This window comes from Campylobacter sp. LR291e (genome assembly GCF_008633915.1).
In the GTDB taxonomy this organism is placed as follows: Bacteria; Campylobacterota; Campylobacteria; order Campylobacterales; family Campylobacteraceae; genus Campylobacter_D.
The window spans coordinates 43,802-70,244 of record NZ_VJNV01000002.1 but is presented as its reverse complement, the minus strand read 5'-3'; the positions used below and the strand labels follow the sequence as shown (position 1 = coordinate 70,244).

26 protein-coding genes are annotated in these 26,443 nt (G+C 30.0%); 18 read left to right on the top strand and 8 right to left on the bottom strand.

The annotated features are described in order from the left end of the window. Positions 1–26: 26 nt before the first annotated feature. Complete coding sequence (locus tag FMM58_RS01000) at positions 27–434, bottom strand: acyl-CoA thioesterase (RefSeq protein WP_150139527.1); 408 nt, start codon at positions 432–434, stop codon at positions 27–29. Between the two features lie 56 nt (positions 435–490). Between FMM58_RS01000 and ciaB the strand changes: the two genes are divergently transcribed. The 9 genes from ciaB to FMM58_RS00955 all read left to right on the top strand — a co-directional run bounded on the left by ciaB (position 491) and on the right by FMM58_RS00955 (position 8,749). Continuing rightward, the gene (ciaB, locus tag FMM58_RS00995) at positions 491–2,329 is read left to right on the top strand and encodes an invasion protein CiaB (RefSeq protein ID WP_150139525.1); all 1,839 of its coding nucleotides are present in this window, start codon (positions 491–493) and stop codon (positions 2,327–2,329) included. 99 nt (positions 2,330–2,428) lie between these two features. Beyond that, positions 2,429–2,719 (top strand): HU family DNA-binding protein, encoded by a 291-nt coding sequence (locus FMM58_RS00990; protein ID WP_150139523.1) that lies wholly within the window; start codon positions 2,429–2,431, stop codon positions 2,717–2,719. Positions 2,720–2,809: 90 nt separating this feature from the next. Next, the gene (cysK, locus tag FMM58_RS00985; protein ID WP_150139521.1) at positions 2,810–3,712 is read left to right on the top strand and encodes a cysteine synthase A; all 903 of its coding nucleotides are present in this window, start codon (positions 2,810–2,812) and stop codon (positions 3,710–3,712) included. A gap of 129 nt (positions 3,713–3,841) precedes the next feature. Beyond that, positions 3,842–4,906 (top strand): NAD(P)-dependent alcohol dehydrogenase, encoded by a 1,065-nt coding sequence (locus FMM58_RS00980; protein ID WP_150180299.1) that lies wholly within the window; start codon positions 3,842–3,844, stop codon positions 4,904–4,906. A 157-nt stretch (positions 4,907–5,063) separates the two neighbouring features. Next, positions 5,064–5,744: a F0F1 ATP synthase subunit A gene (locus FMM58_RS00975; protein WP_150180298.1), complete on the top strand. Its 681-nt coding sequence runs from the start codon at positions 5,064–5,066 to the stop codon at positions 5,742–5,744. Continuing rightward, a complete protein-coding gene (locus tag FMM58_RS00970) occupies positions 5,741–5,932 on the top strand; it encodes a hypothetical protein (RefSeq protein WP_150180297.1) in 192 nt (63 codons plus the stop codon). The genes FMM58_RS00975 and FMM58_RS00970 overlap by 4 nt, the downstream gene beginning before the upstream one ends. An 86-nt stretch (positions 5,933–6,018) precedes the next feature. Further along, on the top strand, positions 6,019–6,996 hold the full coding sequence (locus FMM58_RS00965; RefSeq protein WP_150180296.1) for an agmatine deiminase family protein: 978 nt from the start codon (positions 6,019–6,021) through the stop codon (positions 6,994–6,996). Continuing rightward, positions 6,993–7,880 (top strand): cation diffusion facilitator family transporter, encoded by an 888-nt coding sequence (locus FMM58_RS00960; protein WP_150180295.1) that lies wholly within the window; start codon positions 6,993–6,995, stop codon positions 7,878–7,880. The genes FMM58_RS00965 and FMM58_RS00960 overlap by 4 nt, the downstream gene beginning before the upstream one ends. Further along, entirely contained in the window at positions 7,877–8,749 is an 873-nt protein-coding gene (locus tag FMM58_RS00955) for an N-carbamoylputrescine amidohydrolase (RefSeq protein WP_150180294.1), read from the top strand. Before FMM58_RS00960 ends, FMM58_RS00955 begins: the two co-directional genes overlap by 4 nt. A 34-nt stretch (positions 8,750–8,783) precedes the next feature. On the opposite strand, the gene FMM58_RS00950 is transcribed toward FMM58_RS00955, so the two are convergent. Continuing rightward, on the bottom strand, positions 8,784–9,059 hold the full coding sequence (locus FMM58_RS00950; protein ID WP_150139508.1) for a hypothetical protein: 276 nt from the start codon (positions 9,057–9,059) through the stop codon (positions 8,784–8,786). Positions 9,060–9,305: 246 nt separating this feature from the next. Here FMM58_RS00950 and FMM58_RS00945 point away from each other — a divergent pair, with 246 nt between their 5' ends. From FMM58_RS00945 to FMM58_RS00930, 4 genes are all read left to right on the top strand, one after another. After that, positions 9,306–11,384, top strand: coding sequence for an FTR1 family protein (locus FMM58_RS00945; protein WP_150180293.1), 2,079 nt, complete (start codon positions 9,306–9,308; stop codon positions 11,382–11,384). Next, a complete protein-coding gene (locus FMM58_RS00940; protein ID WP_150139505.1) occupies positions 11,381–11,917 on the top strand; it encodes an iron transporter in 537 nt (178 codons plus the stop codon). The genes FMM58_RS00945 and FMM58_RS00940 overlap by 4 nt, the downstream gene beginning before the upstream one ends. 224 nt (positions 11,918–12,141) lie before the next feature. Continuing rightward, positions 12,142–13,629, top strand: coding sequence for a DASS family sodium-coupled anion symporter (locus FMM58_RS00935; RefSeq protein WP_150180292.1), 1,488 nt, complete (start codon positions 12,142–12,144; stop codon positions 13,627–13,629). 118 nt (positions 13,630–13,747) lie between these two features. Next, positions 13,748–14,056 (top strand): hypothetical protein, encoded by a 309-nt coding sequence (locus FMM58_RS00930; RefSeq protein WP_150180291.1) that lies wholly within the window; start codon positions 13,748–13,750, stop codon positions 14,054–14,056. 58 nt (positions 14,057–14,114) lie between these two features. Here FMM58_RS00930 and FMM58_RS00925 read toward each other — a convergent pair whose 3' ends face one another. Genes FMM58_RS00925 through alaS form a run of 3 tightly spaced genes read right to left on the bottom strand, consistent with a single transcriptional unit; the run spans position 14,115 to position 19,722 of the window. Next, on the bottom strand, positions 14,115–15,251 hold the full coding sequence (locus FMM58_RS00925) for a hypothetical protein (protein WP_150180290.1): 1,137 nt from the start codon (positions 15,249–15,251) through the stop codon (positions 14,115–14,117). After that, entirely contained in the window at positions 15,248–17,179 is a 1,932-nt protein-coding gene (locus tag FMM58_RS00920; protein WP_150139499.1) for a penicillin-binding protein 1A, read from the bottom strand. The genes FMM58_RS00925 and FMM58_RS00920 overlap by 4 nt, the downstream gene beginning before the upstream one ends. Continuing rightward, complete coding sequence (alaS, locus tag FMM58_RS00915; protein ID WP_150180289.1) at positions 17,176–19,722, bottom strand: alanine--tRNA ligase; 2,547 nt, start codon at positions 19,720–19,722, stop codon at positions 17,176–17,178. Before alaS ends, FMM58_RS00920 begins: the two co-directional genes overlap by 4 nt. 128 nt (positions 19,723–19,850) lie before the next feature. Between alaS and hemH the strand changes: the two genes are divergently transcribed. The 5 genes from hemH to FMM58_RS00895 all read left to right on the top strand — a co-directional run bounded on the left by hemH (position 19,851) and on the right by FMM58_RS00895 (position 21,974). Further along, the gene (hemH, locus tag FMM58_RS00910) at positions 19,851–20,750 is read left to right on the top strand and encodes a ferrochelatase (protein ID WP_150139495.1); all 900 of its coding nucleotides are present in this window, start codon (positions 19,851–19,853) and stop codon (positions 20,748–20,750) included. A gap of 233 nt (positions 20,751–20,983) precedes the next feature. Then, entirely contained in the window at positions 20,984–21,169 is a 186-nt protein-coding gene (locus FMM58_RS00905; RefSeq protein WP_150180288.1) for a hypothetical protein, read from the top strand. Position 21,170: 1 nt separating this feature from the next. Further along, positions 21,171–21,371: a hypothetical protein gene (locus tag FMM58_RS00900; RefSeq protein ID WP_150180287.1), complete on the top strand. Its 201-nt coding sequence runs from the start codon at positions 21,171–21,173 to the stop codon at positions 21,369–21,371. A 212-nt stretch (positions 21,372–21,583) separates the two neighbouring features. Next, a complete protein-coding gene (locus FMM58_RS08585; protein WP_190317914.1) occupies positions 21,584–21,742 on the top strand; it encodes a hypothetical protein in 159 nt (52 codons plus the stop codon). Positions 21,743–21,755: 13 nt separating this feature from the next. Next, a complete protein-coding gene (locus tag FMM58_RS00895; RefSeq protein ID WP_150180286.1) occupies positions 21,756–21,974 on the top strand; it encodes a hypothetical protein in 219 nt (72 codons plus the stop codon). Here the strand turns inward: FMM58_RS00895 and FMM58_RS00890 are convergent. From FMM58_RS00890 to FMM58_RS00880, 3 genes are all read right to left on the bottom strand, one after another. Continuing rightward, complete coding sequence (locus FMM58_RS00890) at positions 21,935–22,204, bottom strand: zeta toxin family protein (RefSeq protein WP_150180285.1); 270 nt, start codon at positions 22,202–22,204, stop codon at positions 21,935–21,937. The genes FMM58_RS00895 and FMM58_RS00890 overlap by 40 nt on opposite strands. A gap of 248 nt (positions 22,205–22,452) precedes the next feature. Continuing rightward, on the bottom strand, positions 22,453–22,866 hold the full coding sequence (locus FMM58_RS00885; protein ID WP_150150976.1) for a cyclophilin-like fold protein: 414 nt from the start codon (positions 22,864–22,866) through the stop codon (positions 22,453–22,455). A gap of 12 nt (positions 22,867–22,878) precedes the next feature. Beyond that, entirely contained in the window at positions 22,879–26,400 is a 3,522-nt protein-coding gene (locus FMM58_RS00880; protein WP_150139484.1) for an acyl-[ACP]--phospholipid O-acyltransferase, read from the bottom strand. Positions 26,401–26,443: the final 43 nt, after the last annotated feature.

The following is a 26,443-nucleotide window of genomic DNA, read 5'->3' as shown; positions in this document are numbered from 1 at the left end:
TGAGAATTTTAAGATTACTAAATCTTTTATAAAAAGCCATGAATTCGCTTTAAATCTTCACTTATAGCCTTTTTATTGCCGTGTCTATCAACGCTTACATAAATAACATTTGCTGAAGTTACTGCTAGACAAGAAGTACAACCCATATTATCAACCCTTTGGGCTGTTACTTCTACTTGAACTGTTATAGAGGTATTACCAGCCTTAATAATCTTTGCATAGCAAGAAATAATATCGCCTATATAGACAGGTTCTTTAAATACTACCTTATCCATAGAAATAGTTACTACCCTTTCAGGTGCTAACTCCCTTGCAGCAATTCCTCCTGCTAGGTCAATTTGAGATAAAATCCAGCCACCAAAAATATTACCAGCAGGATTTGTATCACTTGGCATAGCAACAATTTTTAATTTAGGCTCCCCCATATCTTTCATTTCTTTACTCCTTATTTTAAAAAATGAATTATAATTAAAAAAAGTAAAGGAGAATTATGAATAATTTTAAAAAACTTGCAAATTTAGCAAAAAAAAGAAAAGAAAAAATTAATGGCTTATACGAACTTTTAGATAGTAATGAAAAGAACGAGTTTATAGATAAGCTTTTAGATATTGCAAATTTAAAAAAGGAAAAAAGTAGTGTTTTAGCCATACTTCGTAGGGTGGTTGATTTAAAAGAAGAAAATTTGGTAAAAGAACTTGAAAAAAATGGAAAAAATGAAGAAGAGATTGCTCAAATAAAACATTTAATCTATAAAGAACTTGTGAATTTTTATGAAAATGAACACCAAAATTTAATAGATGATGCAAAGCAAGAAGGACTTTTAAATGATTTTTATCAAAATTTAATACAAGGCGTTCATAATATAGGAAAAATTATAAATGATTTTGAAAGTGCTTGGACTAAGCAAATCATTGAAACAAATAACAAATATCTAGTACAGGCTTTTAAAAATTTAGATGAGATCTTGCAATTTTTAAGACAAAATAAGCTTTATCAACTGACCCCACAAGGTGAAATTTGTGAAAGAAGTTATGGAGTGCTTATTAAAATAGGAAATTTATGGAAATTTGTACCTTACGCAAGGTATTTTGAAAATGAAATTTTAAGATTAGAATATGCCTTTGATATCATGCTTAAAAATCTTAATAAATATGCAAAAACAGATGATGAGTTAGCTTATATTGAATATTTTCAAAAACTTAAACTTGCCTTTTGTGAAAAAAATGATGAAAATATAATTAAAGCATGGCAAGATGCTGAATTTGCTTGGCTTAAAGTAAAATCACCCTTGCAAGTTGGTCACCCCTTAGAATATTATGAAGATAATTACACTCATGCAGTGGCGCTAGAATGGGATATTCGCCTTGAAGATGCAAACGATTTTGATGCTTTGAAATTTAGCGATAGTATAAAGGAAAGCTTTATAAGGGTATATGAAAATATAGGCATTAATGATACAAATTTAAAAGAAGAAGTTTTGCATAATATAAATAAGACTCAACTTTATATTTGTATGCCTTTAATTTACTATGGGGCTGAGCTTAAAGGCTTGTTTTCTGCACAAGTTGTACCAAATGATGAATTTGTAAGTGCAAATGGTGGAAAAAAGATTTTTGCATTTTTAAATTTTGTTTATGAAAATAGCAAAACTAAGCCCTTTATGAAACTTGCTAGTGAAATTTTTGATAAAGAATTTTTAAAATATGGACGAGATATTTTATTTTTTAATGAAAGACTTTGGAAAAAAATTTATGAAGTAAGCACTATAGGGCATGAATTTGGACACATTTTTTTTATAACACAAGATAGCGAAAAAGCTATGAATCAAAGTGGGGTATTTAAAAATATAGAAGAATACAAGGCTACAACTGGTGGGCTTGTAAATTTTTTCTATCATGAAGAAGATGAGCTTAAAATGCCAGTTTTTCATGAGTTAATTAAAAGGGCTATAAATTTAATCTCTTGGCAAAGAGTAGAAGAAGTTAAGCCTTATTACACAGAAGGATTAATCCATCTTAGTTTACTTTTTGAAAGCAAAACATTAAGCTTTAAAAATAAAATTTTAAATATAAAATTTGATAATGAAAGCTATGAAAGCTTTAAAATGCTTTGTATGAAAAATTACCATAATTTGGCAAAACATTATACCTTAAGGCTTGATGCTAGTGAATTTTTATCTCGTTTTTGTGTTTTAGAAGATGATATTTATCTACCCATAGAAGAAGAATGCAAAGAATTTGTTAAATTTTATTATAATTTATACGAAAAAATTGGTAATGAAATCGATGAAAGTAAAGAATTTGAATATTATAGGAGCAAAAATAACTAAAAATATTAATTTTTTTTTAAAAAATTTTATGTTTTGCTTGATATAAATTGAAAAATATGCTAGAATATGGCGTTTTTAATCAAAAAGAAGGAGCTTTTTATGACTAAAGCAGATTTTATCGCAAAAGTTGCTCAAACAGCTGGGCTAACAAAAAAAGATGCTACAACTGCTACAGATGCCGTTATCTCTACTATCACCGAGGTTTTAACTAAGGGTGATACCATTAGTTTCATTGGTTTTGGTACTTTTTCAACAGCTGAAAGAGCTGCAAGAGAAGCTAGAGTTCCAAGCACAGGAAGGACTATCAAAGTTCCTGCCACAAGAGTAGCTAAATTTAAAGTAGGTAAAAACCTAAAAGAAGCAGTTGCTAAAAAAGGCAAGAAAAAATAAGCTCGTGGCTAGATTTATTCTAGCCCATTCTGTCTTTATTCAATCTATTTCTTTAAAACCTATAAAATACATTTTTTCAAAGGATATATTATGAAAATATATAGCAAGGTTAGTGAGCTTATAGGCAATACACCTATAATAAGGCTTGAAAAATTTGGTGCAAATATTTTTGCAAAATGCGAATTTCTTAATCCTAGTCATTCTGTTAAAGATAGACCAGCTTATTCTATGATAAAAACAGCACTTGATGAGGGTAAAATTAATAAAGATAGCTTGATTATTGAAGCAACTAGTGGTAATATGGGTATAGCTTTATCAATGATTTGTGCAGATTTAGGACTTAAAATAATCATTACCATGCCTGAATCGATGAGTATAGAAAGAAGAAAAATTATGCAACTTTTTGGAGCTACACTTGAGTTAACTCCTGCAAGTCTTGGTATGAAAGGTGCTGTTGAAAAGGCTAATGAACTTTTAGCACAAAATAAAAACGCCTTTATCCCATCTCAATTTGCAAATTTAGCTAATAAAAATGCTCACAGACGCACAACTGCACAAGAAATATTAAATGATTTAGATGGACAAGTTGATATTTTTGTAGCAGGTGTTGGTACCGGTGGTACTATTAGTGGTGTTGGTGAAATTTTAAAAGAAAAAAATGCTGATATAAAAATAATAGCAGTTGAACCACAATCTTCTCCTCTTCTTAGCCAAGGAACAGCTGGAGGTCATAAAATTCAAGGTATAGGTGCAAATTTCGTCCCTGATATCTTAAATAGAAATGTTATAGATGAAATACTAACCGTTAGCAATGAAGATGCTATAAACACAGCAAAAGAACTTGCAAAAAGTGGTTTAATGGTAGGAATTTCAAGTGGTGCAAATGTATACGCAGCCACACTTTTAGCAAAAAAATATCCAGGCAAGAATATCGTTACTATGTTAAATGATACAGCCGAAAGATATCTTTCTACTGATTTATTTGCTTTTTAATTTTAAGGCTAGTTTTAACTAGCCTCACTCACAATTTTTTACAAATTTAAAAATTTATTTTAAAATTCCTTGACTGATAGTTAATCTAATGATATATAATTTGATAAATTCTTTAAAAAAGGAGAACTTATGAAATATATTTTAGATTCAGGACTTATTGCAAGTAAAGGCTATGCAATGCTTTCAAAGGATGCTAAATTTACACCCTTTGAATTTACTCGCCATAAAATCGGCGACAACGATATTTTAATCAAAATTTTATACGCTGGAATTTGTCATAGCGATATACATACAGCAAAAAGTGAATGGGGAGAGGCAAATTATCCTTGCGTTCCAGGGCATGAAATAGCAGGAGAGGTAGTAGCGGTTGGCAAAAATGTTAGCAAATTTAAGATTGGTGATTATGCTGGTGTGGGTTGTATGGTAAATAGTTGTAAAGAATGTGAAACTTGCAAAAACGACCAAGAACAATTTTGCGAAAAAACTATTTTTACATACAATAGCATTGATATTTTTAACGACAATAAAAACACCTATGGAGGCTATTCAAATAATATAGTAGTAAATGAACACTTTGCAGTAAGTGTCCCAAAAGATGCCCCACTAGAAAAGGTAGCACCCTTGCTTTGTGCAGGAATTACTACCTATTCTCCTTTAAAATTTTCAAAGATTAAAGAAGGTTGCAAGGTAGGGGTAGCTGGTTTTGGAGGTCTTGGAATGATGGCTGTAAAATATGCTGTAAAAATGGGTGCAAGTGTTAGTGTTTTTGCAAGAAATGATAATAAAAAAGATGATGCAAAAGCCCTTGGGGTTAGTAATCTATACACAAACCCTAATCAATGCAAAGAAAAATTTGACCTAATAATCTCAACCATTCCTACAAATTATAATCCTATTGATTATATTAATTTACTTAAATTTGGCGGAGAACTTTCTATAGTTGGACTTCCTCCATATGAAGTAAGCCCTAAAATTAACATAACTGATTTAGTATATAAGGCTGGAAAAAAAGTTTATGGTTCTATGATAGGTGGTATGAAAGAAACTCAAGAAATGCTTGATTTTTCTCTTAAACATAAAATTTATCCAGAAACTGAATTAATACAGCCAAATGAAATTGACAAAGCTTGGGAAAATTTACTTACAGGCAAGGCTAAATTTAGATATGTTATTGATATGAGTAAGCAAGATTAAAAATTTTTAACCCTTATCTATAAATTTAACAGATAAGGGTTTTGTATCAAAATTTACTCACATAATTATATTGTATGCAATTTTTAAGATTTTCATAAAAATATAAGCAAAAATATTTTAAAATCCTTGTATTTATAGATTTTTATTAAGGACAATTATGAAAGATTTGTTTTTATTTAGTTCTTTGCTTGATGCAAATCACACCTTTACTTACTTTTTTCACCTAGGTTTAGTTGCTCTAATTGCTGTTATTATTGCTAAATTTGCTACTCATTCTATGCAACTTATACCAAGAACTACTCAAAATTTAGGAGAAGCCTTTTTAGAGGGTATTTTATCAATGGGACGCGATACAATGGGCGATGAAAAGGGTGCTAGAAAATATCTTCCCCTGGTTGCTACTCTTGGAATGATTATATTTTTTAGCAATATTATAGGTATAATTCCTGGCTTTGAAGCCCCTAGTGCTAGTTTAAATTTAACCCTACCACTTGCCCTAATCGTATTTTGCTATTACCATTTTGAAGGTATTAGAACTCAAGGTTTTATGCCTTATTTTGCACATTTTATGGGTCCGGTTAAATTCCTAGCCCCTTTAATGTTTCCTATTGAAATCGTATCTCACCTTTCTCGCGTTATCTCACTTTCCTTTCGTTTGTTTGGTAATATAAAGGGTGATGATTTATTTTTAGCTGTTATTTTAGCACTTGTCCCTTACATAGCCCCACTTCCAGCCTATGTACTTTTAACCTTTATGGCATTTTTACAATCTTTCATTTTTATGATTTTAACCTATGTTTATTTAGCAGGTGCGACTGTCGTAGAGGAAGGTCATTGATATATCTTTTTGAATTTTTTAAGGGTGCTTCATTAGCTTTAATGCTTTTTGGAGCCCTATTTTTATTTTTTAAATTCAATTCTTTTTTTTATCTTTGCATGGGTATAACCCCTGGTCTTCTTCTAGCCTTAATCTTTACTCTCATTTTAGAAAATCACGAACTGAAAAATAAACTAAAACAAAATTAAAAATTTATATTAAATTTATTGAAAACACTTGACAAAAAAATAAAAAATGTTAAAATTAGTTTTTTATTATCAAAAAAGGTATATAAATGATAAAAGCTATCCCTGAATGGAGCAAACAAGAATACTTAATGCTTTCCTTGCCACATGAAAAAACGGATTGGAAGCCTTATTTAAATGAAATTTTAAAAGCCTATGAAAATTTTATAAACCATGTGAGTAAGTTTCAAAAAGTTTTATTAATAGCCCCGAGTGAAAAGGATTTTAAGCCATTTAAACATATGCAAAATATAGAATTTTTTATTTGCGATACAAATGATACTTGGATTAGAGATTATGGTCCTATTGAAATTTTAGATAACAATGTTATAAAGGTGCTTAATTTTAAATTTAATGCTTGGGGTAATAAATTTAAAAGTGAACTTGATAATGCCTTAAATTCAAAACTTTTCAAGGATAAATTTAAGGAAAATATTAAAGATATTGATTTTATCCTTGAAGGAGGCAGTGTTGATTTTAATGGACAAGGTGTTTTACTTACTACAAAAGATTGTTTATTAAATTCAAATAGAAATTCTCATTTAAATCAAAAAGAAATAGAAACTCATTTAAAAGAATTTTTCGGGCTTTCACGCATTATTTGGCTTGAAAATGGCTTTATACAAGGCGATGATACAGACCATCACATAGATACACTAGCTCGTTTTATAGATGAAAATACCATAGCTTACTCAATTTGTGAGAATGAAAAAGATATACATTTTAAGCCCTTAAAAGCTATGGAACATGAACTTTTAAAAACAGGTTTTAATTTAGTAAAATTACCCCTACCCTCGCCTATTTTTTATGATAATAAAAGACTTGGGGCAAGTTATGCAAATTTTGTTTTTATAAATAATGCCTTGATTGTACCTTTTTATAATGATAAAAATGATTTAATCGTTAAGGAAAATTTAGAAAAAGTGATAAAAAATAGACAAATAATAGGAGTTGATGCAAGGGTATTTTTAAGACAAAATGGGTCCTTACATTGTGCTTGTAATAATCTTTTTAAAGGACAAAAATGAACTTAGCTAAAAAAGCTACCATTATAGCTAGTATTTGTGCCCTTATTTTAACCTTGATTAAATTTGGCGTAGGACTTGCGAGTGGTTCGGTTGCTGTGCTTTCTAGTGCTATTGATTCTATGATGGATTTTGCTATTTCAGCCTTTAATTTTTTAACACTTAAAAAAAGCTCGCAATCTCCAAATTCAAAATATAATTTTGGTTTTAGTAAAATAGAAGCACTTATGGGGCTGTTAGAGGGCGTTTTTATAGTATGTATAGGCATTTTTATCTTTTATGAAAGCATATATAAAATTTATCACAAAGAAGAAATTATTAATTTATCGCTTAGTATTTATGTAATGCTTATATCATTAATCATAACATTTTTGCTTATATTTTTTTTAACTTTGGTAGCAAAAAAAACAAAAAGTCTTGTTATAGAAAGCGATTGTTTGCATTATAAAAGTGATTTTTTAACGAATTTAAGTACGCTTATAGCATTATTTTTAATATACTTTACAAATTTTTATATCATTGATTCAATTTTTGGCATTATTATTAGCTTATATACAATTTTTAGTGCCTTTAAAATCATTAAAAAAGCATTAGCCTTTTTAATGGACGTAGCCTTAGAAGATGAGAAAATTCAAGCTATTTATAAGCTTATTGAAGATAATAAATCAATAATTTCTTTTCACGATTTTAAAACTAGAAAAACACCTGATATAAATTATCTTAGCGTTCATTTGGTTTTTTGTCCTATAATTTCCCTATTAGAAGCCCATAAAATTTCAGATACGTTTGAAGAGTGTATTCGTAAGATTTTTACAAATGAAAAATGGGATATTCAAATTCACCTTGACCCATATGATGACCAAGAAGCAGAAAGGAAAAGAAAGTGAAAATAGCCTTAATACAACAAAAATTTCACCAAAACAAAAAACTTACCATTGAAAAAACTTGCGAATTTATAGAACAAGCCGTTAAAGATAAGGCAGAACTTATTTGCCTTGGCGAGTTACACCAAAGCGAGTATTTTTGTCAAAGTCAAAATGTGGATTTTTTCGACCTTGCAAATGATTATAAAAAGGATATTGAATTTTGGGCAAGTGTAGCAAAAAAACATAAGATTGTTTTAATTACTTCATTGTTTGAAAAAAGAAGTGCTGGACTTTATCATAATAGTGCCTTTGTCTTTGAAAAAAATGGAAATATAGCTGGAAAATATAGAAAAATGCATATTCCTGATGACCCAAATTTTTGTGAAAAATTTTATTTTACTCCAGGAGACCTTGGTTTTGAGCCTATAAATACAAGTCTTGGGAGGCTTGGGGTGTTAATTTGTTGGGACCAATGGTACCCAGAAGCAGCTAGAATAATGGCTTTAAAGGGTGCTGAAATTTTAATTTACCCTACTGCTATTGGTTGGTTTGATGATGATAGCAAAGAAGAAAAACAAAGGCAACTTGAAGCTTGGATTGGGGTTCAAAGAGGACATGCTATTGCTAATTGCTTACCTGTGGTAGCTGTTAATAGAGTGGGCTTTGAAAAAGATAAAAGTGGAGTTAGTAAGGGTATAAGATTTTGGGGTTCTTCTTTTGCCTTTGGGGCTGGTGGAGAAGAATTATTCAAAGCAGATTCTAAAAATGAATGCGTTAAGGTAATAGAAATTGATAAAAATAAATGTGAAAATATGCGTAGGTGGTGGCCATTTTTACGAGATAGAAGAATTGAATTTTATAATGATTTAACAAAAAGATTTATAGATTAACAAGGCAATATTAATTCTTGCCTTGTGTTTAAAATCAAAGTTCTAAAAGCTTTTTAAGTATGTCATCTTCAATTTGGGCATACCTATCTTGCTTAGCCTTTTCAATAGCGTTAAAGGTGTAGTTATCAATCGCACTATCAAGGTCTAAGTCCTCATTTACCAAAGTACTTTTATCGCTACTACTTTCTTCTTCTTCATTTTTTAAAGAATTTAAAAGTGCTTGAAATTCATCAGCATTACTTTCTTCTTCTTTAATCTTAGTGCTAGTACTAAACAACGAACTTACAAGAGTACTATCATCTACTTGCATTTTTTCTCCTTTTTAAAGATTTTCAAAAATACAAGCAAAAAGCATTCCATTTTTTAAAAGTTAATTTTTATATATCTTATCATTTTATAATTTTATTCTTTTTTTTAATACATTTTAATCTTAAAGCCCTATTTTATAGTTTAAATTTTATATTTAAAATGAAAAATTTTTAAGAATTATTTTATAAAAAAAATATTATACTTTCTCAAAAATATTGATAATAAATATTATTAAGGATTTTTATAAATGAAAATTGCACACAAAATTATATTTTTATTTTTACTTTTTTTTGCAAATTTAGCCCTTGCTAGAGTTGAAAATTTCATAGATGAGGCAAATGATATAAAAGATATTCTTAAACAAAGCGTTGAATTTTATAAGGGTGGCGATTGGGCTAAGGCCAAAAAACTTAGCGAAGATGCTTATTTTCAAAGATTTGAAAATTTAGAAGGTGCCATAGGTAGAAACATAGGTAAAAAAGCTATAGTAATGGAAAGAAAATTTGTAAATTTGCGTCGTTTATATAAGGATAACGCCCCTATAGTTCAAATAAACGCCCTAGTTGAAAGTCTTTGTTATGATTTAGATGAAGTAGCCCCTATTTTACAAAAGGGCTTTCGTTTAAAGGCTGAGGCTAGTGATACAAATTACGATAAGGTTGCAGCAGAGATTTCTTCTATTAAGGAAAATAAAAAAAGAGAGGCCGAGGCTGAATTAATGATAGCTCAAATGATGGGAATTAGCGTAGAAGAACTTAGAAAACAAGAAAATTCAAACAATCAAGTATCGCAAAATATAGATAATACAAACGACTCTGTACAAGCTGATTTACAAGCTGCAGCTGCTATGGATATGAGATTACAATTTATACTTGATAATATCTCTACAAAATTTAGCCAAGCAGCAAGTGCCTTTCATGCAAATAATATAGAAGAAAGTAAGAAATTTTTAAATGATGCTTTGTTTAATGATTATAGAAACACTAAGATAGAAGTACTTATTAATAGCTTTGTTGGGGCAAAAAGTGATCAAAAAATTCAACAAGGCATTAGAAAAATTATATCTAGAATGAATGAAAATAATATAGATGAAAAAGAATTTAGAGATAATCTTTCAAGTATTGAAGAAGAATTATTTGATGCCTTTGTAAAACTTCCTGAAAACGAGCTTAGCACCTTAAAACTAGTAGGCTTTAAAGATACAAACGCTGGTAAGGATTATACAAAGGTTGCAAATGATATAAAAATAGCCTTAGATAAAATTTTACAAGATTATGATGGCTTTAGCGTTTCTATTATAGATGATTTGCAAAATGTCTATTTAGATATCTTTGAGGCTAGTGGCATGGAAAGTAAAATCGGGGCAGTTGATAGTAATTTAAAATTTAAGATAGAAGCCTTTTTTTCAAAAGGCGTTGCTTTGATTAGGGCAAATGTTGATAAAAACGAACTTAGTGCTTGTTTTGATGAATTAAACTCAGCCATTTCATCAAGCATAGATTTAATACAAGAATCAAGCCCTTATTCTCTTTTCATTTGGTCCTTAGTTATCATTTTAAGAGAGGGTTTAGAGGCCTTAATAATAGTGGTTGCTATAGTTTCTTATCTTATTCAAAGTGGCAATAAAAATCGCTTAAATATAGCTTATTCTGCCCTATTTACAGGGGTAATTTTAAGTTTTATAACGGCCTTTATCGTAGCTTGGATATTTAAGGAAAATGCAGGACAAAAAAGAGAATTAATAGAAGGCGTTACCATGCTAATAGCCGTCGCCTTACTATTTTATGTAGGCTTTTGGCTACTTTCAAATGCAAATAATAAAAAATGGGTTAAATTTATTAAAGACCAAACCATAGAGGCTATTTCAAATAATTCGGCTAAAACACTTTGGTTTACGGTATTTTTAGCAGTTTATAGGGAAGGGGCCGAAACGGTTCTTTTTTATCAAGCATTATTAATAGATTCAAAAACTAGTACAGATTACACAGCCGTATTTGTAGGGCTTGGAGTGGGTATTGTCATTTTAGTGGCACTTTATTTTCTATTGAAGGCAGGGGCTATTCGTATCCCTGTAAAACAATTTTTCTATGTTGTTTCATATATTATTTTTTATATGGTTTTCATCTTCACAGGCAAAGGTATCGCCGAGCTTATCGAAGGTAAAGTGATAATACCAACATTAACACCATTTAAATTTGAACCTATAACAACATTTGGTATTTATCCTTATTATGAAACACTAATACCTCAAATTTTGGTTTTAATTTTGCTAGTTTCTGGCATTTTAATAACACATAAAATCTCAAAAAAAGGAGCAATAAAATGAAAAAATTATTTGTAGCTGCTGGTATGGCAGCGATTATGGGAATGGGAGCCTTTGCTGGTGAAGTGCCAATTGGTGACCCTATTGAGTTAAACGGCATGGAAATTGCCGCTGTTTATTTACAACCGATTGATATGGAACCTCGTGGTATAGATTTAGCAGCATCATTAGCTGATATTCACTTAGAAGCTGATATTCACGCTATTAAAAACAATCCAAATGGTTTTGCAGAAGGCTTTTGGATGCCTTATTTAACCATTGCTTATGAGCTTAAAAATCTTGACACAGGCAAAGTAAAAAGAGGAACCTTAATGCCTATGGTTGCTGATGATGGTCCTCACTATGGTGCAAATATAGCTATGGAAAAAGATAAGAGTGGTGGTTTTGGCGTAGGCAATTATCAATTAACCTATTTTATAACAAATCCAGAAAAACAAGGTTTTGGTCGTCATGTTGATGAAGAAACAGGTGTTGGTAAATGGTTTGAACCTTTCAAGGTAGAATATAAATTCAAATATACAGGCACTCCAAAATAATAATACTTGGCTTTATGCCAAGTATTATAAATTTAATTTTTATTTATTTTTATTTTTAAAAAATTTAACACTGTATTTTTGTTTTAAATAACTAAAAAATAATACTTCATAACCTATTTTTAAAGACTTTTAAATACAATTTTAAGCTATTTTTTAAAAAATTTGATTTATCATTTTATTCGTAATTTATTAATAATAACACAAATTCACCTAAGGAGAAAAACGTGGATAAAAAGTTAAATTACACTTTTTATTTTAAGCTTTTAACACCTATAGTACTAGGATTTCTTTTGTATGGAATTTCTCAGTTAAATGGTGGTTGGGGACTTAGTTCTAATGCTTGGCTTTATGCATCTATTTTCTTTGCATTGATTGTAGGCTTGATTTTAGAACCTATACCATCAGCCCTAATTGGTGTTATAGCAATTACAGTTGCAGCCTTATTTAAGGTAGGACCTGTTGGAAGTGGTGCTGAAAATGCTGCTATAAAACCTGCTGTTGCCGTTAACTGGGCAATAAGTGGTTTTTCAAATTCAGTTGTTTGGCTTATCTTTATAGCCTTTACCATAGGTATTGGGGTTAACAAAACTGGCCTTGGTAAAAGATTAGCCTTAGCAATCGTTGCAAAGCTTGGAAATTCTACCCTTGGTCTTGGTTATGCTATAGCTATAATTGATGGCATTTTAGCCCCATTTATACCAAGTAATGCAGCTAGAAGTGGTGGCACAGTTTATCCTATAGTTTCGGCTATTTCTACAATGTTTGATAGTACGCCTGATAAAAATCCACACAAAATAGGTTCTTATCTTATTTGGATAGGTGTTGCTACATGTTGTGTTTCAAGTTCTATATTTTTAACAGGACAAGCCCCTAACCCATTGGCCCTTTCACTTCTTCAAAAACAAGGAGTACAAGTAGTTGACTGGACTGGTTGGTTAATAGCCTTTGCCCCTGTTGGTGTAATTTTATTTTTAATCACGCCTTTACTTTGCTATATCATTTATCCACCTGAAATCAAAGGTTCAAGCGAGGTTGTAGCATGGGCAAATCAAGAAAGGGCAAAACTAGGTAAGATTAGCAAAGGCGAAATTTTTATGGTTTTAATTTGTTTAATCGGCCTTATCCTTTGGGTTGGTGGAAGTATCTTTGCTATAAATGCAACTACTACAGCCTTTGTCGTTATAGTTTTAATGTTTGCTACAAAGGTAATTGATTGGCAAGATTTTCTATCAAATAAACCTGCTTGGAATACATTAATGTGGTTTGGAACTCTTGTTGCTATGGCTGCTGGTCTTAAAAATGTTGGTTATTTAGATTGGGCTGGAAATATCTTAAAACAATACTTGGTTAATCTTGATACCTTCTGGGCTATGATAATCTTACTTTTAAGCTTTAGTATTTTTAGATATTGCTTTGCATCAGGTACTGCCTTTGTTACTGCTATGATTGCTATTTTTGCAACTATTGCACACGCCGTACCAAATTTAAATGTAGTTGAAACAATGCTTATTTTATGTTTGCCTATGGGTTTTATGGGTATTATCACTCCATATGGTACGGGTTGTTCTCCACTTTGGTATGGAAGCCACTATATAAAAGGTCCTACATTCTTTAAACTCGGGGCTATTTTTGCGATAATCTTTATGGCAATTTATATAGTAGTTGGAATTCCTTGGATTAAATATATCCTACCTTCTTTAACCTTGCATTAATTTACTAGCCTTTAAAGGCTAGTATTTTTTAAATTTTTAATTATAAAACACTTTACAAAAAAAGGTAATTTACGACAAATAATTTAGAAAAAATACAAAATACTTTAAAACAATTGAAATGATTTTAGAACTTTGTGATAAAGATATTTACAAAGCCTTAAACGATGAGATAAAAACTCAACCAGCTGTTGTTATGCATTTAATAGTATGCTATGAAAATATAGAAAAAAATATTTTTGTTTTTATAAATACAATTTTAGATAAGCAAAATTTACAAGCCTTAATAGCTTTAAAGATTATTAGAAATACAGCTATTAACGACTATAAAAACTTAAATTTTAAAACGATACACAATTATCTACCAAAAATTAAAGATAATATAAAAAAATATTTAGATAAACAAAGCATTAAAAAACGCAAAAAATAATTTTATTTTTTTTTAAATTCCTTATAAATCTTAAAAATATCATAAAGAAAGAATTTTACTAATCCCCCCCCCAATAGCGTTTACTTGAAGTTATTAGACCAAAGCCAAGTTTATAAGAAAGATGATTTTTATAATGCAAGGCTTCTTTATAATCGCTATAACTTTCAATGCCAGGCAAGATGAATTTTGGGTGTATGTTGATTAAATTATTATAAAAAGTACTTTGCCTTTTATTTTTAATTGCAATTTTTAAAAGCTTAAATGGCAAGGCAATTACCCCACTAAATGATTTAGAATTACTTATCAAACAAGCCCCTAATTTATAAGAAAGCATATTTTTTACCCTAAAAACTGCTCCTCTATACTCATTTTTTAAAGGAGAAGTTAAAGAAAAGCGATTTTTATCCATATTTAAATAAAGTTTTTCGTACACAAAATCAAATTTTTCTCTTATATCCTTTAAATTTAATAATTTATTATCTAGTTCTTTTGGATCTAAAAATTCATTCTCGTTAAAATCAAAATTATTATCCACACTAAATTCATATTTTTTACTAGTTTCATCGTCCCAATCTTGATCGCAGAAATTTTTCCAAAATATATTTTGTTTAAGCTCCTTACAAGGTACACCGGCATTTATGGTATTTGAATAATAAGTCTTATTTGATAATACACTACAAGCTCCAATCACAGCACCCGTTGCCACAAAGACACCCTTTAAAAAAGCACAATCTTGACCAACCCATACATTATCACCTATAAAAATGCTTTTAGTATGATTTATTCTTTTATTAGTTTTTTTATCATAGATTAAATGTGGATCAGAGGTCCTAAACCAAATATTTATAGAAAAAAGATTAAAATTGCCTATTATTACATTTGTTTTTGCTGAAATAATAAAAATTCTGCCTTGTCCATGTGGATTAAAATAATTATGATGCCCTATATAGCAAAGACTATCTTGCCACATAACTATAACATTTTTTTTCAAAAAAGAATTTCCCATAAAAAATATATTATTTTGTTTTAAGCAAATAGTACAATTTTCTAATTTTGCATTTTCATCTAAGAAAACTATATTGCCACTTCCACTAAATTCAAACTTAGAATTAATTAATATCTCATCTAAATTTTTATATAAAGCATAATATATAATGTTATTTTTATCATCCTTATAACTTTGCATTTGTTTCAAAATAATATCTCCTCATTTAAGGTAGGATTTTGCTTTGGAAAGGGCGATTTTGAAGTATAATACTCAGTTTTTCCATTAAAAGTACCCATTCTAACGCCTTTTGGGGTGCTAAAATGCCTTTTTGCATTTGGAAATTTCTTTAAATAAGTGCTTAAAAATTCTCTAAAAACAGGGGCTGAAGTTCTTGCCCCACCTTCAGTGTAACGCATAGGCTTATTATCATCATTGCCATACCAAATCAATGCTTCAATCTCAGGCGTTATCCCACAAAACCAAGCATCCACGCTTTTATTTGTAGTACCTGTCTTACCTGCTATTTCAATGCCACCTACCCTAGCATTGCGACCAGTACCATTTTCTACGACATTTCTCATCATATCAAGTACTAAAAAGGCTTGTTCTTCCTCGCTTGCCTTATAGGAATTTGTGTTATATTCTAAGATAGTTTTTCCATTTTGATCTATAACATTTTTAATAATATTAGGTTGTACTATCTTGCCATAATTTCCAAACATAGTATAAAATTTAGAAAATTCCAAAGGCGAAATTCCAAAACTTCCAAGTACTATTGACAAATCAGCAGGCACATTTTCAAAGCCCATATTTACAAGCTTAGAATGCACCACATCTATACCTATATCAAGGGCTAAATTTATAGTAGCTAAATTCCTTGAACTAGTTAGAGCTTGTTTTAAGGTTATAAATCCACCCACATCTTTTCCATAATTTTTTGGAATCCAGTCCTTATTATCACCTGCTCCACCTTCAAAAATACGAGAAATATCAGCCACCTCGCTCATGGTAGAATAACCCAAATCCACAGCTATTTGATATAAAAAAGGCTTAAAAGAACTACCAGGCTGCCTTGTGCTTTGCGTAGCCCTATTGTAATTGCTTTTTTCATAATCTACCCCACCAACAAGTGCTAAAACCTCTCCATTTTGATGATTTACAACAACCATTGCCCCGTTAAGTGTGCTTAAATTTGCATCCTTATCCCTTTTTACTATCTCATCATAACCAAAGCGAAGTGCATTTTGAGCCATTTCTTGCACATCTAAATCAATATTTAAATGAATTTGATAACCCCCACTTTTTAAATCTTGCAATTTTGGACTAAGTTCTTTAATCACCTCATCAACCACGTAAGGTGCAGTATTTTGAGTAAGTGTATCGTTAAAAACTATAGGAATTTCACTTATTGAATTTTCATACTCACTTTTTGAAATCCAGCCTAGATTATACATTCTTTGTACTACATTATTTGCACGAGATATTGAAAGTTCTAAATGTTTTGTAGGGTCATAACTACTAGGGGCCTTTGGTAAGCCCACTAAAATAGCTATTTCTTTAAGGCTTAACTCATTTAAATCCTTGCGAAAATATCCAAGGGCTGCTGTTTTAACACCATAATAACCATGTCCAAAAAATATATAATTTAAATATCTTTCTAAAATTTCTTCCTTGTTAAGTGTAAATTCCATTTTATACGCTAGTAATGCTTCTTTAAGCTTTCTATTTATAGTTTTTTCAGGCGTTAATTCTGTATTTTTAATAAATTGTTGAGTTAGAGTTGATGCCCCTTCCATAGTACGCCCCCCACTTTTTACAATCTTTATAAGGGCTCTAAAAATCGCATCTATATTAACTCCATTGTGTTCAAAAAATGAAGTATCCTCAATAGCTAACAAGGCCTCAATTAAACGAGATGGCAAGTCTTCATATTTTACATAAAAGCGGTGTTCTTCATCAAAGATATTTGCTACTAACTTCCCATTTTTATCAAAAATTTGAGTAGAAAGAGAAGGTTTGTATTCTTTAAAGGTATAACCATCTGTATCAATGCTTGTAAATAAATAAGTCCCAAATCCTACAACTGCTATTACGCAAAGTAAGATAAAACTTAAAAAATAGGTTAAAATTCTCATTCATTGCCTTTTAATTCATTTTCTATAAAACTTAAACTTTGTTCTAAGGCCTCGTTTATCTTAGAAAAATCTTTTCCACCAGCCGTGGCAAAATCATCTTTGCCACCACCATTTCCACCAAGTATAACAGCAGCAAATTTTACTAATTGACCAGCCTTGATAGTAGCATTTTTAACCCCTGCTGCAAGTTTTATTTTTTCATCGCTTTCTTGGATAAGCAAAATAACTGCCTTTTCAAATTTATTTTTAAAATCATCTATCATGGCCTTTATATCACCACTTTTGACATTTTGAACACATACATTTATATCTTTAATTTTTTTAACCGAAAAGCTATTTTCACCCATATTTTTAAGCTCATTTTTAAGCTTTAAATTCTCATTTTTAAGGCGGTTAAAGGCACTTTGTATATCATTTGTTTTTAACTCTTCTTTTAAACAATTTAACTCATTCATAAAATTTTTTACATACGAAAGTGCTGCCTTGCTAACAACTGCTTCAATGCGTCTAACCCCAGCACTCACCCCACTTTCTTTTACTATGTAAAAACTGCCAATTTGGGCTGTATTTTTTATATGGGTTCCCCCGCAAAGTTCCTTACTTTCACCTAGGGTTAAAACCCTAACTACACCTTGATATTTTTCATTAAACAAAGCAATCGCCCCACTTTTTTTAGCCTCTTCAAGTGGCATATTTTCTAAGATTGCCTCGCTGGAATTTACAATCATATCATTTACTAAATTTTCTATTTTTTCAAGTTCTTCTTTGCTAAGTGCTTTTGCGTGTGTAAAATCAAATCTTAATTTATTAAATTCCACTAAAGAACCAGCCTGGCTAATATGAGAACCTAAAATTTTTCTAAGTGCAAAATGTAGCAAATGAGTGGCTGAGTGATGCCTTGCAATTTGTTCTCTTTTATCTTTATCTATAATAGCTTGTACGCTTTGCCCTATTTTAAAATCACTAACAGCTTTTATCTTGCTTAAATTTAACCCAAAAAATTTTTGAGTATCTAAAACCTTACTTTCATTAATAAAACCACTATCAAAAACCTGACCTCCACTTGTTGCATAAAATGGAGTGTAATCAAGCATTACCCAGCCAAATTCTCCTTTTTTAAGATTAGATACTTCTTTAAAATTTTCATCTAAAAGGGCTAAAATTTTACTATTACTTTCAAAGTTATCATAACCTATAAAAGAATTTTCTTTAAATTTTTCAAGCAAGGCTTTAAAGTCGCCATTTACTGCCTTATCCCCACTTCCTTTCCAAGAGGCCTTAGCACGATTTTTTTGTTCATTCATTAAAAAGTCAAATTTTTCCTCATCAACTTTAAGATTTTTTTCCCTTAACATATCAGCAGTTAAATCCAAAGGAAAGCCGTAAGTATCGTATAATTTAAAGGCGACCTCGCCACTAAAAATATCCTTTGTCTTTTTTAATTCTTCATTAAAAATTTCAATGCCATTATCAATAGTGCTTAAAAATCTTTCTTCTTCAAGCTTTATTTGTTCTTTTACAAAGTCCTTTTTTTCATTTAAATAAGTATAGTGAGAACCCATAAGCTCACAAACTACTTTAACTAATTTATACATAAAGGGTTCTTTTAAGCCAAGCAAATAACCATGCCTTAACGCTCTTCTTAAAATTCTACGCAAAACATAGCCTCTTCCTTCTTTATCAAAGCTTATGCCTTGTGCTAGTAAAAATACGCTAGACCTGATATGATCAGCTATTACTCTAAAACTTGCCCCACTTTCATAAAAATATTTTGCCTTGCAAATGTTAGAAAGTTCGTTAATTATAGGCATAAATAAAGATGAATCAAAATTGCTAAATTTACCTTCTTTTATAGCTACAACCCTTTCAAGTCCCATGCCTGTATCTATGCTAGGTTTAGGGAGTTTGCTAAGATTGCCGTTTTTATCTTTTTCATATTGCATAAAGACTAAATTCCAAATTTCTAAAAAGCGGTCGCCATCTCCTCCCATGTAATCTTCACTAGAGTGAAAATGTTCTTCACCTTGGTCATAAAAAATTTCACTACAAGGCCCACAAGGTCCTATATCTCCCATTTGCCAAAAATTATCCTTATCCCCAAAGCGATAAATTCTACGCTCATCTATGTGTTTTTTCCATAACTCAAAGGCTTCATCATCTGTATTATGGATGCTTACATAAAGTTTATCTTTGTTAAAACCTAAATTCTTGGTTACAAATTCCCAAGCTAAAAAAATGGCCTCTTCTTTAAAATAATCCCCAAAACTAAAATTCCCAAGCATTTCAAAAAAGGTATGATGCCTAGCTGTATAGCCTACATTATCAAGATCATTATGCTTTCCACCTGCTCTTATACAAGTTTGACAGCTAGTTTTTCTAGGTGGATTAGGACATGGTAATTCTCCTGTAAAAATGCTTTTAAAAGGCACCATTCCTGCATTTGTAAATAATAAACTTGCATCATCTGGGACTAGATTACTTGAAGACGTAATCTCGTGGTCCTTTGATTTAAAAAAATTTAAAAACTCAGCTCTAATATCCATATATTTTTCCTAAAAAGTTCTAAAAAATTATAAAGGAGTATAATACCAAAATTACTTTAATTTAAGTAAAAATGAATTAAAATTTTTATGTTAAATTATCGTTTAAATAGCTAAAAATAAGGAAAAATATGAGACTTGTTTTATTTTTAAATATGGGTGGGGCTACGAATTTACAAGATTGTGAAGTTTTTTTAAAAAATATGTTTAATGACCCCTATATTTTAGGCATTAAAAATAAATTTTTAAGAAGTATTGTAGCCTTTTTTATAACCAAGGCTAGATTAAAGCCTATGCAAGAAAATTATAAACAAATAGGGGGTAAATCTCCATTAAATAGACTTACTCAGCAACTTTGCGAAAAATTAAATAAAATAGATAGTGATTTTACCTTTGATTTTATAAATTTATATGTAAAACCCTTTGCCGAGGATATTTTAAGCAAGTATCATTTTAATGAAAATGATGAGATTATTCTTTTTCCTTTATATCCTCACCATTCTCAAACCACAGTTACTACCTCTTTGCAAGTTTTAAAAAATGAAATTTCAAGTCTAAATATAAAGGCAAAAATCAAAGAACTTGATATTTTTTATAAAAATCCTACCTATAATGAGATGATTGTTTCTCATATATTAAAAGAAAAGGCTAAATTTGATTGCAAAAGTATTATTTTTTCAGCCCATTCCCTGCCTCTTTCTATTATTAAAAAGGGTGATTTATACGAAAGGCATGTAAATGAGCATTTTAATATATTAAAAAATGCTTTAAAAGATGAATTTGATGAGTTTATTCTTTCTTATCAATCTCGCCTTGGGCCTGTAAAATGGCTTGGTCCAAATACTGCTGATATATTAGCAAATTTAAAAAATGAGGCCTTGATTTACCCTATTTCTTTTTGTATAGATTGTTCTGAAAGTATCTTTGAACTAGATATTGAATATAGAAAAATTGCTACAAAGGATTATAAAGTAATTGCTTGTCCAAATGATAGCAAGGAATTTATTAATTTTATACTTTCTTATTTATAAAGTATTTAAAATTCATTTTTTTTATAAAGCGTACAAATTTAAAAAATATTAATCATTTCTTCTTAAAATAGATTTTTTAAAATGATATTTTATATTTTTACTCCTATTAAAATCAAAAATTTTCATTATTTCAAAAAAATTAAGCTTTAAATAAAGAAAAAAGTTAATAAAATACTAATGAATTTTTTTATCAATTTATATAAGTTATTGATAAAATTTAAAAAGGAGCAAAAATGAAACGCGTTATTTATACATTGCTTAGTTTGGGTCTTTATTGTGAGCTTTTACATGCAAATCCTACAACTCCACAAGGTGATGGCATAAAGCCTAGAACCTTAAAGAATTATGTAGAACAAGAAAAAGATTTTTACAACTACATTAAGAAAAATCACCTTGTTTTAAATATAAAAAGAGGGTAGGTTGGTTGGCAAAATAGCCATTAGCGATAGACAAGAAGAATTTGTTGATTTTGGAGACGATAAGGATTATGCAAATGAGAATAATCAAGAAATTGTTTATGTAACCTATCGTTTAGGTTTTGAATCTATTTTAGATTATCCTAATAAATTCGTAGGACCTAATAAATGTGGAGAATGCCACCCTGCACAATATGCTACTTGAAAAGAAGTAGGCACTCAAAAATGCTTCATTTTCCACACGAGATTGAAGAAATTGATGGGACACAAAAAGAAAAATGTATGGAGCTGAGTCTAATATTTTGCCAGAAGGAATTTATCCAGATGATGTTTATATTATCATAGATACACCTAGGCAAAACATAGCTTTTTAGATAAATAACTAGTTATCATGTAGAAGAAGGAAATTTAAGCTCTTTGACTGGTAAATTAGTGATCTGCATAAATCAATTTTCAAGGCTTTGGGCTAAGAACATAACCCCTGAGATTGCTAAGCAAATCGCTTCTTTTTCTCCTGGTTTTCCAACTACTATAGAAGAATTTGACATACAAGGTACGCCTGGTTCAAATAGATAGGGTACAAATTCTTATGGTTTTACAAATAGATAAATTAATGTTTCAACCTGCAAGTTCGCATTGTGAAACCTGTCATAGCTTTAAATTTGACTTTCAAAACAAGACCGAATTTTTCAATACTTTAGGTAATATTAAAGAACTTAGAAAACATACAATTAGCAAGGGTGTATACTGTGAGGACGGGGCAAGTGCTCACCTTTTAGGAGCTGAATCTTTACTACCTTGTAGTTGAAAATTTTTATAATCAGAGTGATATTTTCTAAAATCATCACCATTCATTACTATGACATTACCCTCTAACTCATTTTTAACTATTTTTATTAAATTTGACTTACCAGCACCAGGTTGACCACCAAGTACAAAACCCTTAGGATTGCTTACAACACTATGTTTATTTGCAAGAATATCGTTAAAAACTTCATCAATTTGTTCTTGAGATAAATTAATTTTATCAATCCACATAAAGATTTTATATTATTAATAGTTGTAACATAATAATTAAAATCTAGTTTTTCACAAGAAGTTATATATAATTCTTCTCTTATATTTTTTAAAGTTTCTTTATATCGCTTATTTGTTTCGTTAGTATTTTTTATTAAAGCAATAGCACCACCTACAAACATCCTTTTCGATTAAAGTAGCCATTTTTATCCTTTCTTTTTTATTTTTGTAATTATAGTTTTATATCATTAATAAACGCATTTAAAGGCTTATTCTAGCCAAAAACTAGCCTCAACATCGCCATTGCCTAATGTTTCTTTAAGATTATTTACTTCATCTATATGACCTATTTTTGTATAATCCCAAGAATTTGAACCATAAAATATTACGATTTGATTATCATTATAAAGGACGATATCACCTATCTTTGTTGTTATATGAGTGTTGCTAGTAGGCAAATTTCTACCAAGCGACCCAACCTTTTCAAAACCAGCATAATCACACATTTTGATCACAACAGGGGCTTTTTTCATCATTTGAGTAAAGGCATTAACTGCCTCGTTTTGTTCTAAAGTAGCACTAAAAATCTTATCATTAAGCTTAACTTTCATTGTTGAAATCTCCTTTTCATTAGCATTAACCATAACACAAAAAAATAAAGCTATTAAAATTAATTTTTTCATTTTTAAGCTTTATTAATTTTCATTTTTTTCATTTTTTGCCCTAAGTGCTAATTCCTTAACGCCCTTAAAATCAGTTTTACCAGAACCAAGTACAGGGATACTTTCAACCTTAAAATAAAAAGTTGGCTTTAAAATAGCTGGTAAATTTGCACTTCTAATAGTATCGCAAATCCCTTTAAAATGCTCATCCTCGCATTCAATTAATAAAACTATACTTTCTCCTTTTTTCTCATCTTCTAAGCTAGTAGCACAAAATTTAACTATATCAGTATTAAAAATTTTAGCTAACTCTTCTTCTAAATGCGTTAGAGAAATCATTTCTCCACCGATTTTTGCAAAGCGAGAATACCTATCTACAATATATAAAAAGCCATCTTCGTCCAAACGCCCCTTATCACAAGTATTATACCAACGAATTCCATCAATCTCTTTTATAAAATCATCCGTTTTTTCTTTATTATTTAAATACCCAACCATTACTTGATGACCACCTATTAAAATAAGTCCATCTTTATTTGCACTTAAACTTTCATAGGTTTCAGGTTCAACTATCCTAATAGCAGTTCCAGGTAGTGCCATTCCTACGCTTTTTTCCTTACTTGCTCTGTGTAAAATCCAAAAATCAGGGTCAAATTTATTTGGCAAATTTACACTTGCAACAGGCGTTGTTTCAGTAGCCCCATAGCCTTCTAATATACTTTTTTTAAATTTCATTTCAAAGGCAGTTCTTATCTCATCTTTTAGCTTTTCAGCCCCACTTACTATGATTCTTAAACTTTCAAACATTATGCTTTCAAGCTTTTTATTCCTTGCATAAATTCCAAGAAAGGTTGAAGTTGCACACATTATGCTAATTTTATTTTTTACAACAGCCTTTGCAATAGCCATTGAATCAGTAGGGTCAGGCAGGGTTACACTTCTAATATTTTCAAGCAGTGGTAAAAAGGTAGTAACGGTTAAGCCAAAGGCGTGAAATGGTGGCAAGGATGATAAAATCACATCATTATTTTTTATGCCAAAGACATCTGAAATTTGGGCAATATTGCTTAAAATATTGCGATTATTTAACATTACCCCCTTAGGAGTTCCCTCACTTCCACTACTAAATAAAATCGCAGCTATTGAAAGATTATTTTTTGAAGGAGAAAAAATCATTTTCAATAAAAAACTAGGCAATATACTAACAAGGCCTAAATACATTAAAACCTTACCTTTTTGCCTTTTAAAATCTTCAAAAATATCTTCCATATAAACTAAATTAACACCATCTTCAAAATTTAAAGTTATATTTTTATCTTGTAATTTTTCTAAAAAAAGCCTAGAAGTATAAATTTGAGAGATATTTGCATCTTTTATAGCCAAATTTAGGGTATTTGAAGTAAAATTTAAATTTACAACTACCTTATTTGCAAGTAAAACAGAAAGATTTAAAAGCGTACTAGCAAAACTAGCAGGAAGTAAAATTCCAACGCATTCTTCTTTCGGGGCATAACTTCCTCTTTTTAAAACTATATTAAATTTTTGAGTATTTTTTTTGATTAAATTTGATAGCATTAAAGAAAGACCTAACATTTTTCTATAAGTTATTGCCTTAGCTATAGGGTCAATTAGTGCGATTTTTGAAAGATTTTTCTTAGCACTATTTATCCAAGCCCTAGCGATTGTATGCATGGCCTCGCATTGAGATTTCCACGCCATAAAAGAAAGTTCAAAAACCTTAGCCTTTACTATGTCTTTTTTTGTATGTATTGGCAAACTATTACCAAAGGCTATAGCTATATTTCTTTTACTTAAAGTTTTATTGCTAACTGAAAATTCCTCATCCTTTCTTGAAAAACTACTTCCCCAAAGCCCTCTTATATAAAATGGTAAAATGAAGCCATCCTTTTCTTCTAAATTCTCACAAACATGCTCAAATCCACTTTTAAACTCATTAAGCTGACCATGGCGAGAAATAACCCCTTCTGGAAACAAACAAACTAAGTGCCCTTGTTTAATGTGAAAGGCAATAAGCCTAAAACTTTCCTTTGAGCCAGTATTTGAAATAGGAATAACGCCAAATTTATCTAAGAAAATTTTAATATACCACTTAGAATAAAGGCTTCTTTCCATTACAAAATAAACTCTTCTAGGAATTGCCATTTGAATAATGGCCCAGTCTATAAAAGATATGTGATTGCCTAAAAGCAGTGCCCCGCCCTTTTGTGGTATATTTTCAAAGCCTTCAACTAAAAGCCTATATCTTTGAAAAAAGGCTATATTAACTAAAATTCTAACCAAAGAAAAGGGTAGTTTAAACACTACATAAATGGTCCCAAATAAGCATAAAAGGCTAATTAAATAAAAAAGATGCAAGGCAGATAGATTAAAATAAGAAAACAAAAGCCCAACGCCAAGTAGTAAAATCATAGCTAGATTTTGCATAAAATTATTTGCTGCTAGAATTTTGCCTAGTTCGTTTTCCTTTGCGTAAAATTGTATTAAAGCATTAAGTGGTACTATAAAAAATGCCCCACAAACTCCAAAGATAAAAAATATACAAGAATAAATATAAAAGCTTGAAAAATAAGGCATTAAAAAGCTCATTATTAAAACGCCAAGTGCCCCAAGTGGAATAAGACCGAGTTCTATATAATTTTTAGAAAATCTACCGGCAATTATAGAACCAACTATTACACCAAGTCCAGCAAAGGCCATTGAAATTTGCACAAAAAAGGTATTTTCTTCTAATAAAACATTTTTTGTAAAAACAGGAAAGCTAACAAGATAAAGTTGAGAAACAGAAGAAAACATAGCAATACCTATAACACAAAGCCAAATAACTTTATCCTTAAAAATAAGCTTGATATTGCTAATAAAAAGCTTTGCCTTTATATAATCTTTTTTATTAAAACTTAATTCTTTATTTACTTGCCTTAATTTTGGTAGTTTAAAGGTAAGTAAGAATTCGCAAAGTGCAAAAAAGATAAGCACAAAACCAAGGGGGGCGATATCTGTTAAAATAGTATCTGCTTGAATAGAATTTATATCATAAAAATACTCAAACCCCAAAGAAAACAAAGCCATTCCTAGTAAAATAGCAACTATACTTGTAGCATTTAAACTACCATTTCCCATGGCTAAAAGCTTATTTCCTACTAATTCTTTTATAAAGCCATATTTTGCAGGCGAGTAAATTGCTGATTGAATTCCCATTAAAAAGGTAAGAAAAAAGGCAAACCAAAAGGCACCAAGATAATAACTTACACATATTAAAATGGTTAAAAATACAGAAAAAAGGGCTGAAAATTTCATTATTAAATTTTTAGGAAATTTATCGGCTAAAAATCCGGATGGCGATAAAACCAAAATAAAAGGAAGTAAGATTAAGGCATTTACTATGCTTGTTAAAAAAAGTTGAGTACTTCCTTCATAGCTTTTATAAATGGTATTTTGAATGATAATTTTATGTCCCAAATCCACAAAGGCATTTAAAAAAGCCACACTTAAAAAGGGTAAAATTCCACGAATTTTCAAAAAAACTTCTTCTTTCATTATTTATCCTAAAAAAATATAAAATGATTTTAGCAAAATATAA